Origin of the sequence: Mesorhizobium sp. B2-3-5, assembly GCF_006442395.1 — a bacterium.
Classification (GTDB): Bacteria; Pseudomonadota; Alphaproteobacteria; order Rhizobiales; family Rhizobiaceae; genus Mesorhizobium.
Genome location: NZ_VFVX01000032.1, coordinates 17,139 through 31,684 on the forward strand (window position 1 = coordinate 17,139; position 14,546 = coordinate 31,684).

General features: G+C 57.9%; 12 protein-coding genes. 8 read left to right on the forward strand and 4 right to left on the reverse strand.

What is annotated here, in order from left to right; all coding sequences use genetic code 11:
* The first annotated feature begins 212 nt into the window (after nucleotides 1-212).
* Both FJ958_RS25795 and FJ958_RS25800 read left to right on the forward strand, forming a co-directional pair.
* Nucleotides 213-800: a hypothetical protein gene (locus FJ958_RS25795; protein ID WP_140746996.1), complete on the forward strand. Its 588-nt coding sequence runs from the start codon at nucleotides 213-215 to the stop codon at nucleotides 798-800.
* A 197-nt stretch (nucleotides 801-997) separates the two neighbouring features.
* The gene (locus tag FJ958_RS25800; protein ID WP_140746999.1) at nucleotides 998-1,405 is read left to right on the forward strand and encodes a hypothetical protein; all 408 of its coding nucleotides are present in this window, start codon (nucleotides 998-1,000) and stop codon (nucleotides 1,403-1,405) included.
* A 444-nt stretch (nucleotides 1,406-1,849) separates the two neighbouring features.
* Here FJ958_RS25800 and FJ958_RS25805 read toward each other — a convergent pair whose 3' ends face one another.
* Nucleotides 1,850-2,557: a hypothetical protein gene (locus FJ958_RS25805; RefSeq protein ID WP_140747002.1), complete on the reverse strand. Its 708-nt coding sequence runs from the start codon at nucleotides 2,555-2,557 to the stop codon at nucleotides 1,850-1,852.
* A gap of 353 nt (nucleotides 2,558-2,910) precedes the next feature.
* Here FJ958_RS25805 and FJ958_RS25810 point away from each other — a divergent pair, with 353 nt between their 5' ends.
* A complete protein-coding gene (locus FJ958_RS25810; protein WP_140747005.1) occupies nucleotides 2,911-3,135 on the forward strand; it encodes a hypothetical protein in 225 nt (74 codons plus the stop codon).
* A gap of 33 nt (nucleotides 3,136-3,168) precedes the next feature.
* On the opposite strand, the gene FJ958_RS25815 is transcribed toward FJ958_RS25810, so the two are convergent.
* The gene (locus FJ958_RS25815; RefSeq protein WP_140747008.1) at nucleotides 3,169-8,445 is read right to left on the reverse strand and encodes an ATP-binding protein; all 5,277 of its coding nucleotides are present in this window, start codon (nucleotides 8,443-8,445) and stop codon (nucleotides 3,169-3,171) included.
* Nucleotides 8,446-8,741: 296 nt separating this feature from the next.
* On the opposite strand from FJ958_RS25815, the gene FJ958_RS25820 reads away from it, so the two are divergent.
* From FJ958_RS25820 to FJ958_RS25830, 3 genes are all read left to right on the forward strand, one after another.
* Nucleotides 8,742-9,026: a hypothetical protein gene (locus tag FJ958_RS25820; protein WP_140747011.1), complete on the forward strand. Its 285-nt coding sequence runs from the start codon at nucleotides 8,742-8,744 to the stop codon at nucleotides 9,024-9,026.
* Nucleotides 9,026-9,925 carry a nucleotide-binding protein gene (locus tag FJ958_RS25825; protein ID WP_140747014.1) on the forward strand — a complete coding sequence of 300 codons (900 nt, stop codon included), beginning with the start codon at nucleotides 9,026-9,028 and terminating at the stop codon, nucleotides 9,923-9,925. The genes FJ958_RS25820 and FJ958_RS25825 overlap by 1 nt, the downstream gene beginning before the upstream one ends.
* A gap of 95 nt (nucleotides 9,926-10,020) precedes the next feature.
* Nucleotides 10,021-11,757, forward strand: coding sequence for a hypothetical protein (locus FJ958_RS25830; protein ID WP_140747016.1), 1,737 nt, complete (start codon nucleotides 10,021-10,023; stop codon nucleotides 11,755-11,757).
* Between the two features lie 83 nt (nucleotides 11,758-11,840).
* Here the strand turns inward: FJ958_RS25830 and FJ958_RS25835 are convergent, their stop codons facing one another.
* Nucleotides 11,841-12,197 (reverse strand): DUF2958 domain-containing protein, encoded by a 357-nt coding sequence (locus tag FJ958_RS25835; RefSeq protein WP_140747019.1) that lies wholly within the window; start codon nucleotides 12,195-12,197, stop codon nucleotides 11,841-11,843.
* A 9-nt stretch (nucleotides 12,198-12,206) separates the two neighbouring features.
* Nucleotides 12,207-12,422 (reverse strand): hypothetical protein, encoded by a 216-nt coding sequence (locus FJ958_RS25840; RefSeq protein WP_140747021.1) that lies wholly within the window; start codon nucleotides 12,420-12,422, stop codon nucleotides 12,207-12,209.
* A 928-nt stretch (nucleotides 12,423-13,350) separates the two neighbouring features.
* Between FJ958_RS25840 and FJ958_RS25845 the strand changes: the two genes are divergently transcribed.
* Together FJ958_RS25845 and FJ958_RS25850 are read left to right on the forward strand one after the other, a co-directional pair.
* Nucleotides 13,351-14,223, forward strand: coding sequence for a phage integrase N-terminal domain-containing protein (locus FJ958_RS25845; protein ID WP_140747024.1), 873 nt, complete (start codon nucleotides 13,351-13,353; stop codon nucleotides 14,221-14,223).
* Nucleotides 14,223-14,525: a hypothetical protein gene (locus FJ958_RS25850; RefSeq protein WP_140747027.1), complete on the forward strand. Its 303-nt coding sequence runs from the start codon at nucleotides 14,223-14,225 to the stop codon at nucleotides 14,523-14,525. The genes FJ958_RS25845 and FJ958_RS25850 overlap by 1 nt, the downstream gene beginning before the upstream one ends.
* The last annotated feature ends 21 nt before the right edge of the window (nucleotides 14,526-14,546 follow it).

Genomic DNA, 14,546 nt, shown 5'->3' on the forward strand with positions numbered 1-14,546 from the left:
GCAAACAAGCGCGTAGAAGACCGAAGCCCCCTAAAGTTACAAAGGACACGATTGCGCTTGCGGTGCTACTGCGCCGCCACGGGCTACCTACCCACATTGGGCCTGATGGTGCGGAAGGATTAAGGGCCGCTTTTGCTCACACTTGCGGCGGCCTTGCGCTGTCGACGTTTTGAGCCATATTAAAGGCTCCGATTCAATGCGAGGATTCTCGTTTGAAAGCAAAATCAGCACCGCCCAATCCCAAGAAAACGTCTCGACAGGGCATTGTCGGGGGGAAGGTCATCGAGGCATTGATTGAGGGTACTAAAGTAATTGATTCCGCTGGCCGTATTATTGGCCGATCGGGTAATAGCAAATCGGCCTTCACAAGCGCGAAGAAAATCAAGAAGAGACCTAAAGACGACGTCATCGCGATTACGACAAATCACGGTAAGAGAATTGAGATCCATTCAATCAGAGCTAGCCAGTCGGTTGCTTACGATGCCCACCTGATGTATCTTGATCCCACAACTTCTCCGAAGGGCAAACGCATTGGCCTTTCGAAGGGTTATACTGCTGAGCCCTTAAAACCCAAAGGGGCAAAGAAAGTGCAACCCGATTCCGTTTCCGAGCCTGAAAAAACTGATTCCATGCCCCGGCATATGATTGATATGGCTGCTCTTTTTGCAGATATTGATAAAGTGAATTCGCGCAAAAAGCTGAAACAACTCGCCGACATGACCGTGGAAGACTTTGACAAGGAGTGGGGCCTAGAGCCCGGCCCAGAAGAAGAATTCGTCTCGTTTGGTAAAACAAAGTAGCCCTCCGGGGCTACTTTAGCGTCTTGGGGGGACTATTGGAGGGGCGGTACGTTACGGCCTATCACGGCACAACGTCGGATAGGGCCATTTCCATAATGGCAGGCAATTTTAGGTTACTCCCTCGTGAGGGATCTTGGCTGGGAACAGGGTTCTATCTGTTTTACCGCGCCCCAGGTCGAGCAGCAGAGTGGGCCGAGATGGTGGCTCAGCGTCGGTCGCGCGTGGCCCCCGGTATCTCTGCGGCCGTCATCGAATGCCAAGTCGACCTCACCAACACCATAAATTTGCTAGACAGTACCGGTGGTCACTGGGACGCCCTCCAGCGGCTTGCCGCAAACACCATCTCGACACCCCGACAGTTGGGACCGGAAGCCATGGTATCCGATCCCTCCAACACACGACTCTACCGAAATGTCGACGACAACGATCTGGTCAATGCGTACGTGACGATATTGCGCCGACGGCGGCCGGTGTCGAGTATTATGGCGGCTTTTATCGAGGGAAGGCCGGTCTTTTCGAGCTCCTGGCTGTACGACCACTCGCACCTTTGCATTTCAGTGCTTGAGAAAAATGCCATCCGCAGCCGCAAAATCATCATTCCATGAGGCCTGTCTGCTGGCAGCGCAGGCCCGTGCACACCAATTCCCCTCCCCGGTCAATTCGCATAAAGAACATGTGCGTCACGAGGCCGTAAGACTAGAGCCGAGATATCTCTCCCGACCAAAAAAAGGGCGCACAAGGCGAAAGCACCGAAATGCCCGCCAGCGGGACCAAGCCAGTTCGGTGCTGGAGAAAGTTCGTGGCCCTGAGACCGGTTCAACAAGGGTGGCCTAAGGAGCGTCAGCATAGCGCCGCCGCAGGCGGGACGCGGGACTGACCGCCCCCGGCGAGGGGTGCTAGCACATAGGCCTTTTCAATGGGCAACAAAGTTCAGTATAGCGGCACAGCCAACCTTTGGTTCCTCTCGGCTGCGTTTTCGGGTCTCGTTCCTGGAAGGAGAGCCACACCGGCAATCGGCGCGTATCGTAGCAATGCAACATCGAGAACATTCATAGACTCACAAACACGTTGGAAAGTACCCTGCGGGCGTCCTCGTCGCTACATCCGTTGGTAGAGTGGCGCAATACGGCCGATGATGTATAGGACAGATTCTCAGACTTCTCCTGAATAGTAATCAGTCCTTCCAAAAGATCGTTTGCAACGCTAACCACAGTTCTGAATATGAAGAAAGAATTTATATACTCAGACAATCCAGACATTACGATATAGTCTCCCTGATGGAATACAAATCCATCAGCTTGCCTTCTTTCTCCTCCAGTAAATACATTTGCCAAAAATATCGGAAAGAACGGAGTATCACTGACTACAATACGTATCTTCCTTAGGCTTAAATTAGGATCAGCCATTCTGTGAAAAACATCATACTTTCCGGAAAATCTCTTTATCATTGATTGAGATTTCTCATCTTCTTTCATTTCCTGAAGAGAGAACCGGTAATTGTTGATATACTCTATTTGGTCTAGACGAGGCAGCTTGTCTAAAGCTCGGTCCAGCAAGCCGAGCTTTACAAGGGTGGCATCTTCGGCCGCTTTTGGATCATGTATCCAATTTCGGAATGTCCTGGGCTGAATCCCAACGCTTTTAAGGATTGCATAAACGTGGGACGTCCCTTGGGCGGCTATGTGCTTTTGAATTTCCTGCAACTTATCCGCGACGGTGTTAGCCTTCATTCGCGTGATTAAAGTCTGCCTTGCCACCTTCCACCATCTCCGCCAGCGCCAAACACATTCCTACCATGCTCCGGGAATTATTGCCAACCGCTTGGCAATAATGCTCGCTCGGTGACATTCGTACCGTGCAACGAGAAAATAAACCTCGTTTAACTTATTGAATTTATTTAATAAAATGTAATCTTGGTATCGACATAGGCAGAAAGCCGGCGCAAAATAACGCATCGAGAGGGATGCAACCCTCTCGATGCTGCATCGCAACATAAACGGTTGTAGATGCTTCCGTGATGTGAGCACGGCACTGTTTTGTACGCCGATATCGCGGATGCGTCAAATGGATACAATCTAGGATTGTTGCCTTAGTCTACTAAGGAGGTTGTATGAGCCCTATTGATCTTCCGCACGAAGGTGAGCCTGTCGTCGAGGACGACATGCCTCCATCCAACAGTATCCGGCCCCGTGAGGGCGACGGCATCACCGATGGCCATCCGAACCACCGCCGGTCGCGGATGCCGAATGACCTGGCCACGCTCCTCGCAATTTTGAGGTCGCAGCCGACCCCGCCCGAGCCCGACGAGTGGGGCAATCAATCCGAAGAGGATTAGTATCTGGATGCCGGCCGCGTATGCGGCCGGCATTTACTGCAGACCGTTTCTGAGAAATTCAGGTTGTGATTCGGTTCGCTGGATGCCGCGAGCGGCAGTGCTTAGGACCTGGAGCGAGCCGCGTTCGGCCGCATGACTCGCGGCAAAAAGTTCTTCGACCTCCCGCGCTGAGGTCACACCCGCTTGAACCAGAACGTCGAGGCTATCAACCAAGGCCTTTGCCTGACTCGAATCCAGCAATCCTACAGCCCCATCTGCAAGGACATCCTTCAACCAGCGGCAAACACGGCCGCCAACGTCTCGGCTGACCCAGAAGCTCGTGTCAGGCCCATAAGCCGAGCACCACGCTCCCAAACACTCAAGCAAATACGGCAACAGATTCGGACGCCGCGATGTCTCGACGAGGTCGAGGAATAATACGGCCAGATAGCCTGAACTGGAAGCACCTGTGACCAGGCCGGTTAGCGTCGGCATGACAGCGTCAAGGCCATCCCAGTTGTCAGGAACGCTGGGGCGACGTGTTTGGAAGATGCCAGATCGCTGGAAGAACATCGCCGTCAGCGCATCCGCGGCATGGATCTCGGTGGTAAATTCCTTCCTCCAGTTCAAATGCTGGTAATTCCGCGTGTTCTTCAACCGCTCGGCCAACGCGATGCGCATGGCCGCCGGATGGGCTGGCTTTGTCGCATTGGAGGACAACACGGCTCGGTCGAAGCCTCTGAGGAGGCTGGCCATTCCGTCATGGAACGCCTCATCGCCGAGTTCGGTGATGGGCTGGACGAAGCTCTTCATCGCCTGCTGGTTCGGCAGAGCCGCACACAGAATCCCAAGGTAGTCGTAGAACGTTCCGTTCCAGGTAAATGGCCGGCCCTCGGGCTCGCGCTCCTCCTCGTCCGACGCGTTGGCCGCGAGGGTCCATGCCATGAGATGCTCCGTCAGCGGCACGAGCCAGCCTAGCAACGTGCCAACGGTCAAAGGAACCAAGTGGGATACGATTTCGGCCAATCGCTGCTCGCTGGCGTAGGCGTCAGGCGGTTCCGCGTACGGCTTTCGGGGCTTTTCCGCCGTAAAGCCAGGCAATTGGAGATAACGTCTGGGGCGCGTGAGCCACGGGGGAAGCGTGGGCCAACCTGGTTCCTCGCCTCGGCCGGAAAGCCAAGCGAGCTCGGCGGCAACAGCCTCTTCAACTCTTTGCGCATGCGCCTGTTCAACTGCTTGCTTCTCCGACACCGTATCGCGGCGACGCGGATAACTTGAACTGGCCAGCATGATGCGGATGATGGCAGGCAGTATCTTGTCGGTCTTCCAATCCAGAAAGGCACCGCCCAGCGCATTTGTAACCGGCAGGCTGGGATTGGCGGCCAAGGCCAGCAACTTGTCCCGGACGGCAGCTGTCGGATTCTCGCGATAAATCGAGATCAGCCCAAGAGCCGCGATTGCGACCTTGTCGTAAACAATCTGGTTATTCCCATGGCTTTCGCGAGAGGCGCCCTTGGCGGCTCGATCCAAAATTTTCTCAGCCCATACAAGCACTTCGGCGCGATCGCGTTCTCGGTAATCGCGCGCGGCAAGCGCTGCGGCCATGACAATTGCGCGCCGGTCCCACTCGGCATCAAAGTCATCGCGGTCGGCGTCATCGGGAACCGGGGCGAGGTCGTCGGGCTGTTGCTTCGCCCACGTAATGCCATCGGCGACAATCTCCAGAGTGGAGCGTCCCGGATCGGTCAAGGCGAGCTCAATACCGGCACGGCTGTTGAAATGCCGAGTGCTTGCCGCCACCTCTGCGTTCTTTTCGGCGATCAGCCGCTGTTCGTCCGGCTCCGGCACATATTGGAGAAACCCTGCTGTCGAACCATCTTCATTTTCATAGCTTCCGGATTGCCAGTTGACCGGATCCATCATGCGCACGGCGCGATTTGCCAACGCATGCAACCCTTGGATCGGATCCTCGCCGTCCGGCGGGCGCTGCCAGATTTCGTTCCTGGCCTGCTCAAGCGACTTGCGAAGCGCCTCGGCCAGTTCGGGTCTGGCGTCGAACACGTAATAGGGAAACCCCATCACCAGCCGAGTTCTGCGGGAGGGACGTGCGTCAAGATCGGCACGTTTCACTTTCGCGGTCGCCGGCTCCCGCTCAGACGCGAGGAAGCGGTCGACGCCAGTGATATCCCGAACGTGGCGATGCTCATCGAGCTTGAGAAGTTCGGGGGCTGATGCCAGTGGCCAGGCCACGTCGCGGAAAATCGGCCAGTGCGACAAAACGAGGTCAACGGCCACCGCCAGGAAGGCAAAGCTCGAACCATCCGGCCCCAATACATCGTCGAGTACTTGGCTTGGAGCCACTCCCGCCTCGATCCGGCTATGGCCCCACGCCTCCAGTGCCATCAAAGCCGACGTGATCATGCTGCTCGGAACAGGGACCCGTGGCCAACCATAAACGCTGGCATCGCCCTCGAATGATTTTGAGCCTTGCGGAAACGCGATCATGACCCGGGGGAACGGCACGCGTTCCTTGGCATAATGCCTGCGAAGCCAGTCGGTCGCATGTTCGACGATGCGGCGAACCAGCCGCAAACCTTCATCGGGGGTCTGTTCGAGGATTTCGAGGAACGGACCTTGGCTTGGCGAGGCTGGCATAAACAAATGCTCATGAATGCCGAATGGCCTCAAATCCCGAGAATTGCTGTAAAAGTCCTGCCGTTTTGGCTTCTCAATCACGCCGCCAAGGAAGAAATCCACGAACTCGGCCGGCGCGGCCTTCGCAAGGGCGCCACGGCCCTTCAGCAGAGCCTCGAACTCTCGGTGCATTGGCTCGCCGGCATTCACGGTCGCAACGTATTTTCTTGCGGCCGCCGGATTGACCAATGCAAAGGCGCAAGCCGTCATTCGGACAAGCGCATGCGCATCGGTGATGTGTGGGATTGTGACGAGTGGCGGGATCTCCTCTCCGTCCCGAAACATGCGCGGTCGCACGGCCTCGTCGATCAGGGCGAGCCATTCGAACAGGATAGCAACAACCTCGGCATTTATGGGAAGCTGGAGCATATGGGTCGCCATCAGCCAGGCTCTGAAGGCGGTGGCGACTTCCGGGATCGTCGGATGCGGAAGCGATCGAGCATTGAGCGCAAGCCACGCAATCAGGGCTACCCATCCACGCCCCGACGGATACACGAATTCACTGGCTCCGGGCGGAACGGGCTGACCTGGTTGCGCCTTTACAAACACTTCGGCGTAAGTCTCTGTCTCGGCAATGATGATCAACCGGACCACATCACGCAGCACGCGGCCGTCGTCCGAAAGCAGTACCCTCATCATTGACTGCAAATATTGCGCAAAACGCTCGGAGCGCGGCAGGGCGAGCAGGATTGGCCGCCGCCAACTGCCGTGCGCGGTGTCCCCCGACACCAATTGGAGAACGTTCTGCCACCGAACCCCGGTTTCGTCGCCCTCCAGAGCAACGCGGGCGGCCATTTCCAGGCCACGGGACAAGGCCGCTGGCAAAGGGGCATCCTTGGCCAACGCCTCAATCCTTTTTGAATCCTCGTCCAGCATGAAGCCGAGGGTCCAATCCCGCAGCACATCGTGTCGGAACGCGACTTCCGCGCCGCGGATTTCTTCGCGGATGGCATCAAGGCGCAGCAGTTCCGCCACCACGGCGGAATCGAGGCTGTCAGCTTTCGAGGCGACAAGTGTCGGCTCCGCCAGAAGATCGGCTCCCATCGCGCGCAGTGCTCTCAAGCGCGCCCACCGGCCAGAATCTTCACCGCGACCGCCGCCGTAATTCCACCAGAGACGGGCCAGGTCAATTTCAGACGAAATCTCGGCCAGCTGTCCGGCGCTCAACGCAACCATGCGCGAGAGGTAGAACAGGTTTCTGGCAATGCTCTTGGCCGGATGGTCTTTCTCCAAGAGAACGGCGAATGCCGCGTTCTGCTCCGACAGTTGCTCGGCCTCGTCGTCTGAGATGTCCGGGACCTTTAGCACCGCCACATCCGGCAGCAGTGCCGGCGGAAGCACCGTCTTCCAATCCGAACTTGCTTCATTGCTGGTTACGACCGCGTGCCAGCCTGGGTATTTCGCGACGGCGGCCAACAGGTCGGTGACGGTCGCCCGCTCCTTCTCGTCGTCGACCTGATCGATATTGTCGATGAACAGCGTGGTACCGCCGCCCGCTCCAAGTTCGTTGAAGAATTGATCCGAAGGAACGGTGCAGCCGATTTCATGGGCCATCCGCGGCCAACCACCCGGCACGATGCGCCCGTTCCGCAGGACGATGATGCGTCCCTCTGGTCGCAGAAGTTCGGCCAAGTGCTTCAAAACGGACGATTTACCGGCGCCGGGAGCACCTACAATGTTAAGAACGCGCGTCCGTCCCAGCGCCTCACAGGCTTCTTCAATCAGCGCAGTCCGAGCGAGCCGCACACCACCGACCTCGTTACCGATCTCGCCGAGCGCCAACTGGGCGCTGTCGGCCAAGAGGGCCATCACCCATTTTAAATCGGCGGCATCGCCAAACCGGAACCCCTCTTCGGCTGACAGTATGCCGATGACGTCGGTGCGCGTGCGCGAACCGCTTCCCCTGGCCGACGCCTCTGCGTCAACGATCAGGTGGGACCAAAGATCACCCGCGCGGCTGGCCTGATCAAATGCCAGCACAAACCGACACCGTTCCCGAGCCCTGTGCTCATAGTCAGACCCGACAGCCTCAAAATCGAAAACGAGCACCTGAAACCGGCGCAGCAAACGCCACACCGTTTCATCGTCAGTTGGCGCCCCATGCCGTTGGAGATTGTCGGTGAAGACTTTGACGAAGCTGCGCATCGGGTCGGAGGCGAAGCCTTTCCGCCTGATATTTCCCATAAAGGAGGCGGCGTCAGGTCGTTGCCGTGCCCAGTGCAGGACCTCCTGGACCGCCTGCTCAATTCGCGTGGTCGTGCGCGCGATAGCCACTGCCGTCTCATATCGTTCGGCCTCGAACGCTGGCTTCAGCGATGCTTGCCAGACCTGTCCGACAACGTCGACGAACTCGTCGTCGCTTGCGGTGAACGCCAGTGTCCGCTTGGCCTGGATTTCGAGCGTCGCCTGCGAACCATCCGCATTCGTTGCATGTATGACGATGTCATCAAGCGGATGCCCGGCGATCCTTTGCTGCAGGGCGACCGACTGCACCGTCGCGCCGACAAGACCACGCGGCTCACCGCCGGCCAGCATGCACAGGGTGTAAAACGCCCCTACTCGCACCTCAAACTGCCCGCCAGCGTTGGCGCTGGCGGCGGGAGGAGCGATCGGCGACTCTTTTTCGATATCAGACACAGGTCATTCTGTTCTTGATCTGTTCGAGACGCAAGGGATGGTGTAACCTGCCCTGTGGAAACGTCCTCGTCGGCATGGAATCTGCGTCGATAGTGGCGCGCCGTCGAACGACAGGTTCTATGGCGGGCTGATTTAGCGACCACGCTCACTTCGCCCAATCATCGAACACTAAAACCGTTAAAACGACCTCATTGCACTTGCCAAATCAGCCTTCCTACACGGATAATCAGTCATTTGTTCGCTGCCGAAAGCAGAGAAACACCAATGACTCAGCCAAATCAAGAAAGGATATTAACTTGAAAATCCAAGGGCTCGATGCGCTAACTAAACAATTTGACGACGCCCAAAAGGCGATTGCAGAGCTAGATGGCGAGTTGGGGGTGGTCAACTTCAACCCGCAGGATCCCAGCAGTATTGAGGCTGCAATAAAGGCGATCGAGGCGATCATCGACGCCAAAGTTCAACCCTATGCATCCAATCCAATCGTGGCGACGATGGTTGAAGGTATGAAGGAACAATACCGACAGGGCATAATCGACCGTGCTGCAGCCGCACGACTGGGTGAAGGTTCAAACGACTAATGGCGACCGACCTTTTTGCGCAGATCAACAACGCAGTGCTGGACCTACAGGGTGCCGAATATCAGTCTTTCGAGCGGCCGCTGAAAGTGCTGGGACGTTTACTGAACCACGCCGATTTGGAGAGTGCCAACAAGAAGCTGACAAAGGGGCTGGATCTTGACGCATTTCTAGACAAACAAGAACGCAATGGCGGCATGGTCGGAAGCGATAAGATTTTGTGGCCCGACGATGTCGAGCAAGGTCTAGGTCTCACCTTCTTGCTCATTGGACGTTTTGCCGAAAAGCCCGATTTCCTTATGGATTTCGGGCATACATTCTATTACTCCGGTAATAACCTCAGCTCATCGATCCATGCAGTAACCCGTCAACTCATCATTCCCTTTGTAAGAGACTACAAAGCCTATATCCTGAACAATGAGAGCCTTAAAACAGAGCTTGTTGTGCCGGACTCCAACAAGGTGTTCATCGTTCACGGCCACGACGAAGCGGCTCTTCAGAGTTTGGCCCGGTTTCTGGAGAAGCTGGGACTTGAAGCCATCGTGCTCAAGGAGCAGCCCAACCAAGGCCGTACCATTGTGGAAAAGTTCGAAGCCTTTGCGGCCGAGGTTGGCTTTGCCGTTGTGTTGCTCACGCCAGACGATGTAGGCGCCGCCGTTTCCACCGCCGAGCAGGCATCAAGAGCACGTCAGAATGTCATATTCGAGCTTGGCTTCTTCGCCGGCAAATTGGGCCGCGGCCGTGTCTGCCTTCTCCAGAAAGGCCACATCGAAATTCCTTCAGACCTCTCGGGGGTCATTTATACCGAGCTCGATAGCGCGGAAGGATGGAAGGCGAGACTGGTGGCAGAAATGAAAGCGGCAAAGCTCGATTTCGATGCAAACCGGCTTTGGCGGGATTAATCCATCGGCCCCAGGGGAATGAACGCTAGCCCGCAATCTGCCTTGGTCGATGGCGTCTGCGTCGAGGCCTTCCAAGCACATCCAAAGGGATGCTGATGCTACAGATCGTCAGTGGTAAATTCTACACAGATGAGACGCGCCGCCGGAACATTATGCGCGGCACGCTCTACAGCAACATGCGACCGCCGTGGCGTTGCGAGCGCATCGAAACGGCGGCGGGTTCCTTGCAACCTTCCACTGCTTTCCGTGGCCTGCGCACCCTCTCTTACGAAATCGTCGAGGAGTATGAAGGCGCCGAAGGCACTGGCGTTCTTGTCTCCATTGGGGTCGATCCATTCCTGAAGGATTTCGCCTCAATCGCGTCCTTCGCTCTCAACGTGATCTGCACGCCGGATCCCGACCTTTTGCGGCGCCTGGTCGGCGACCAGCCGTTGTCGCCAAGCACAATATCGCCGCCCCGGACGTATGTTGCCCGCGTCTTCGACAGCGAGGTCAATATCAGCGAAGTGGACCTCGATCAGCTCAAGGGTTTCATCCAGGAATTGATGGCGCTGAAGCGGAGCGACTACCTTGCAGCGGTAGGAGCGATCCGCACCTATGTGACCGGTCTCCATCGGATCGGCGATGACATTGACCTAGCCTACACGCTGCTGGTCGCGTCAATTGAGTCTCTGGCCCAGAATTTCAAAGGACCGGATGCACAATGGGACGACTATGATGAACGTAAACGTACGGCCGTGGACAAGGCCCTGAAGGGGGCAGTTGAAGAGACTGGGGACCGAGTCCGCAAGGCATTGCTCAAGGTCGAGCATATCGGCTTGGCTCGTCGGTTTCGGTCATTTGCGCTTGAGAACCTCTCTCCCTCGTACTTCAGACAGGAGGCGGAAGGCCAAGTGCGCCCGGTAGGTAAAGCAGACCTGATCGAGGCAATCTCGCAAGCCTACACGATCCGGTCCAAATACATACACACCTTGGCTCCGCTTCCGAAACAGATCAGTAATGTCTGGGATTTAGGGGAAACAGCGAGCCACGACCGCCGACCTATTTTAACCTTGAATGGATTGGCGCGCATGGCCCGCCACCTCATTTTTGCCTACGTGCGCAATGGCCCGAAGGTCGAAAAGGAAAGCTATCGCTACCAAAGCGATTTCCCAAACATCGTCCAACTCGAAATGGCCCCCCAATATTGGGTTTGGCAGCACGAAGGATTCCGGCCTGACATCGCACGTCAGAAGCTGGGCGGGTTCCTTAGCCTGATCACCTCCGTCCAACAGAAGGTTCCCGACGCGACACTAGTGGATATTCGGGACCTGCTTCGCAAATACGAACTTCTGATCCCTCGGGCGAAGGCCGCCCACCGACTGCCCATGGTCGCACTTTATGGACTTTTCCATGTCCTCGTCAGGCAGGAAGACCGCCTTCCTGACAGTTCAAAACTAGTCGAACGCTATGACAAGCTCCTTGAGCCGCCATCCCTTGAAAGCCTCGCCGTGCGGTTCGCGCTATCCCGAGACGTCGAATGGCCTGCTGATGAAATCGCGTTGCTATACGACGGATACTACAAACAAAAATATCAGAAGAGTGGCCTGAAACTGCCGGATCTTTATGAGACGGCATTCGCGCTGACACTGGCCGAGGCGCACCGAGAGGACGGCAACATATCCGCTGCCACCAAAACTCTTCACGGTGCGATTGATAATCAGCCAAAAGCCAAAGCGCTCCAAGTCGCCCTCGAGGCTCTGGCATCCAAAGCTGACGCTCCGATATTGTGGCGGGCGTTGCTTCTACCGGATGCGATAGCGCGCGCCCCCGCCCCGCCCGCACCAGACTAGCAGAGGCTTTGGCAGTCGCCCTCAAGAGCCGACGGTAACCGACACAACGCCAACGCCACCCGAGGCGGCGTTGGCAATCGTTCTCAGCCTTGGATGCGGCCAAGTCGTCGAGCCTCCTCGGCATAGGCCGACAGCGCTCCCTCCGGTTTGAAATGCCGGTCACGCTCGACCGGCAGACCGAGGCGGCCACGCACCGAAGAAAGCTCCGTGAGACTGACGCTGCCGATTTCCGGGCAACCGAGCCCGAGGTCACAGAGACCGAAGGCGGTGTCCGGGTCTTCCGGATCAATTTCAGTCAGAAGCCAGGTCGCGCCGGCATCCGGCGTGAACAGTTTGACGACCGGAACAAAGTCGATTTCGCCGTCCGTGCCGCGGAGAGGAAGCTGCTGGCGACCATTCGCCAGCAGCTTGTTCCGCAGGTCTTGGGTCAAGAGCTGCATGGCGGCCTCCTATTCTTCGTCCTTGGGGGCGCGCAGGACGATGCGTCCGTCGAGCGGCAGGGCATCGAGGAGGAGCGTGCCGCCTTCGCCGTCATCGTGGGCGAAGAAGGAGCCGATGCGGGTCCAGAAGCCCTTCTGGCCGTCCTTGCCGTCGCGCACGGTATAAGCGTGGTAGATCGGTGACTTGGGCTCGGGTTTCGCCTGGGTGTTGCGTTTGAGGGTCATGGTCTTTTCCTTTGGTTGATTGGGTTCTGTCCCGGAGGACGGTTCCAAAGGAGACGGCGTGCAGGGCTGGCTTGTCCCCAACACGGGAGCGCAGCGAAGGAGCGGGCAGGATCGGGACAAGACGGCCGCGCCGGCTAAAAGGGAACAGTCTTCACCTCCGGACAGACCATCGACGGCAAAGCCATGACCAGCCGCATCACCGGACGAGCCGAGACCTCCGATAACGCCATTCACCTGCGGCCAAGGCGGGCCTGCCGGCCTCAACCGGCTGGCACACTCCCGACCACACGGGAGGTGGCACGGTCCTGCTCAACGACTGCGGCCCTTGGGCCTCCATGTACCGCGCCGAATGCAAGACGTGGGCAAGCCAACAGCGTTGGCCCGGCACGCGGAGGGGCGTGGCGGGCTTGGTCGGACGTGGGACGTCCGACGATGCCGGCGCGGCGGTCTGTCACTCGCCAATGCATTGGGGAGTGACAGACCGCCCCCGAACCCCCGGTGGACGTGGGATTAGCGCAAACGCCGCCGCATGACTCGCAAATGACGCCGCGCTTCGCTCGGCGACGCGACAATCATTTCCAGCGCGACACGCTGGCCATTAGCAGGCGACACCGTCCACTATCCCGGCAGGCAAAAACTGCCTGGACCATCTCACCCGACCATTTCCCCAACCAAAGGAGAGCACAATGTCTGCTCATTGCATACGTGCGCCGCCGCGGCGGCCACACCTCCGGTTTCAACCTCTCGGTAACCGGACGCCCAACAGGGCAAACCATATCGGCCAGCCATCAGGCTGGCTCGGGAGGCTCGTACCGTAAAGTAGACTACGCATTCCGGCCATACCGTGAATGATCTTCACGGGGTGACACGATCTACGGACGTGCATCGGCCATCAACACTCAGCCAAAACAAAAAAGAAGCGAGCAAGATGGACGATCTAACCATGGACCTGGTGCGGCTGTGCCACCGCAACCGGGACGGCTCTTACGGCACTCAAAACAACCGCCGGCGCGGCCTGTCCGCAATGGCCATTGACCTTGCGGATCTCGGCTACAAACTGCCGGCCGCCGATTCCCTCAAACCCAAGCATATCGACGCCCTGGTCGAACGGTGGCACGATTCCGATACCTCGGACGCCAGTATCCGCAACCGCCTCACCTGGCTGCGCTGGTGGGCGGAGAAGGTCAACAAACCCAACGTCGTCAATCGCGACAACAAAACCTATGGCGTCGCCGAACGTGGCGAGGTCACGCGCAACCGCGCCCAGACCCTCGATCACGCCAAGCTTGGGACCATCGAATGTCCGCACATCAGGGCCTCGGTTCTCCTCCAGGCGGCGTTCGGACTGCGACGGGAAGAAGCCATGAAGTTCCAGCCGCAAGCGGCCGCCCGCGCCGACCATATCGCCCTCCAGGCGAGCTGGACGAAAGGGGGCCGCGCACGGACCGTACCCGTGACCACACTCGAACAGCGGCAAGTCCTCGAGCACGTGCTGCGCCTGATTCCGGGCGCCGGCTCGTTGATCCCGGCAGAGATGAGCTATGTCGAACACCTCAAGCGGTTCGAGTATCAGACACTCAAGGCGGGGCTGCGCAATACCCATGGCCTCCGCCATGGCTACGCCCAGCAACGCTATGCGGCGCTGACCGGCCAATCCTGCCCGCTGGCCGGCGGCAAGCGCTGGGCCGACATGAGCGGAAATGAACGTGCCACCGATCGGTCGGCGCGCCACAGGATTTCTGCCGAGCTCGGCCACGGCCGCCTGAAAATTACCGACACCTACCTGGGGAGTGCCTTCTGATGAAACGCGCAGAGGGCAATTTCCTGATGGCTTCCACCACGAGGACCAAATACGCCGAAACGCTGTTCAAACCCGCGACGGTCTCCGCCGCCATCGATGAGGCGGCCATGCAAGGCCATCGGCACTACCGCATCGTCCAGGAGTTCCCGTTTGACCTTTCCGACACGGAGGCCGCCAGGGCGCTTGAGAAATGGCTCGATTCCGAGCAGTTCGAATACGTCTGGCGTCCGACGCGTCTCGAACAGGATGCATATCGCCCGTCGATTCTGGCGGAATACCCGGAACTTGAGATCTCCTGGTGAAATAGGGGAAACGGCAAGTCC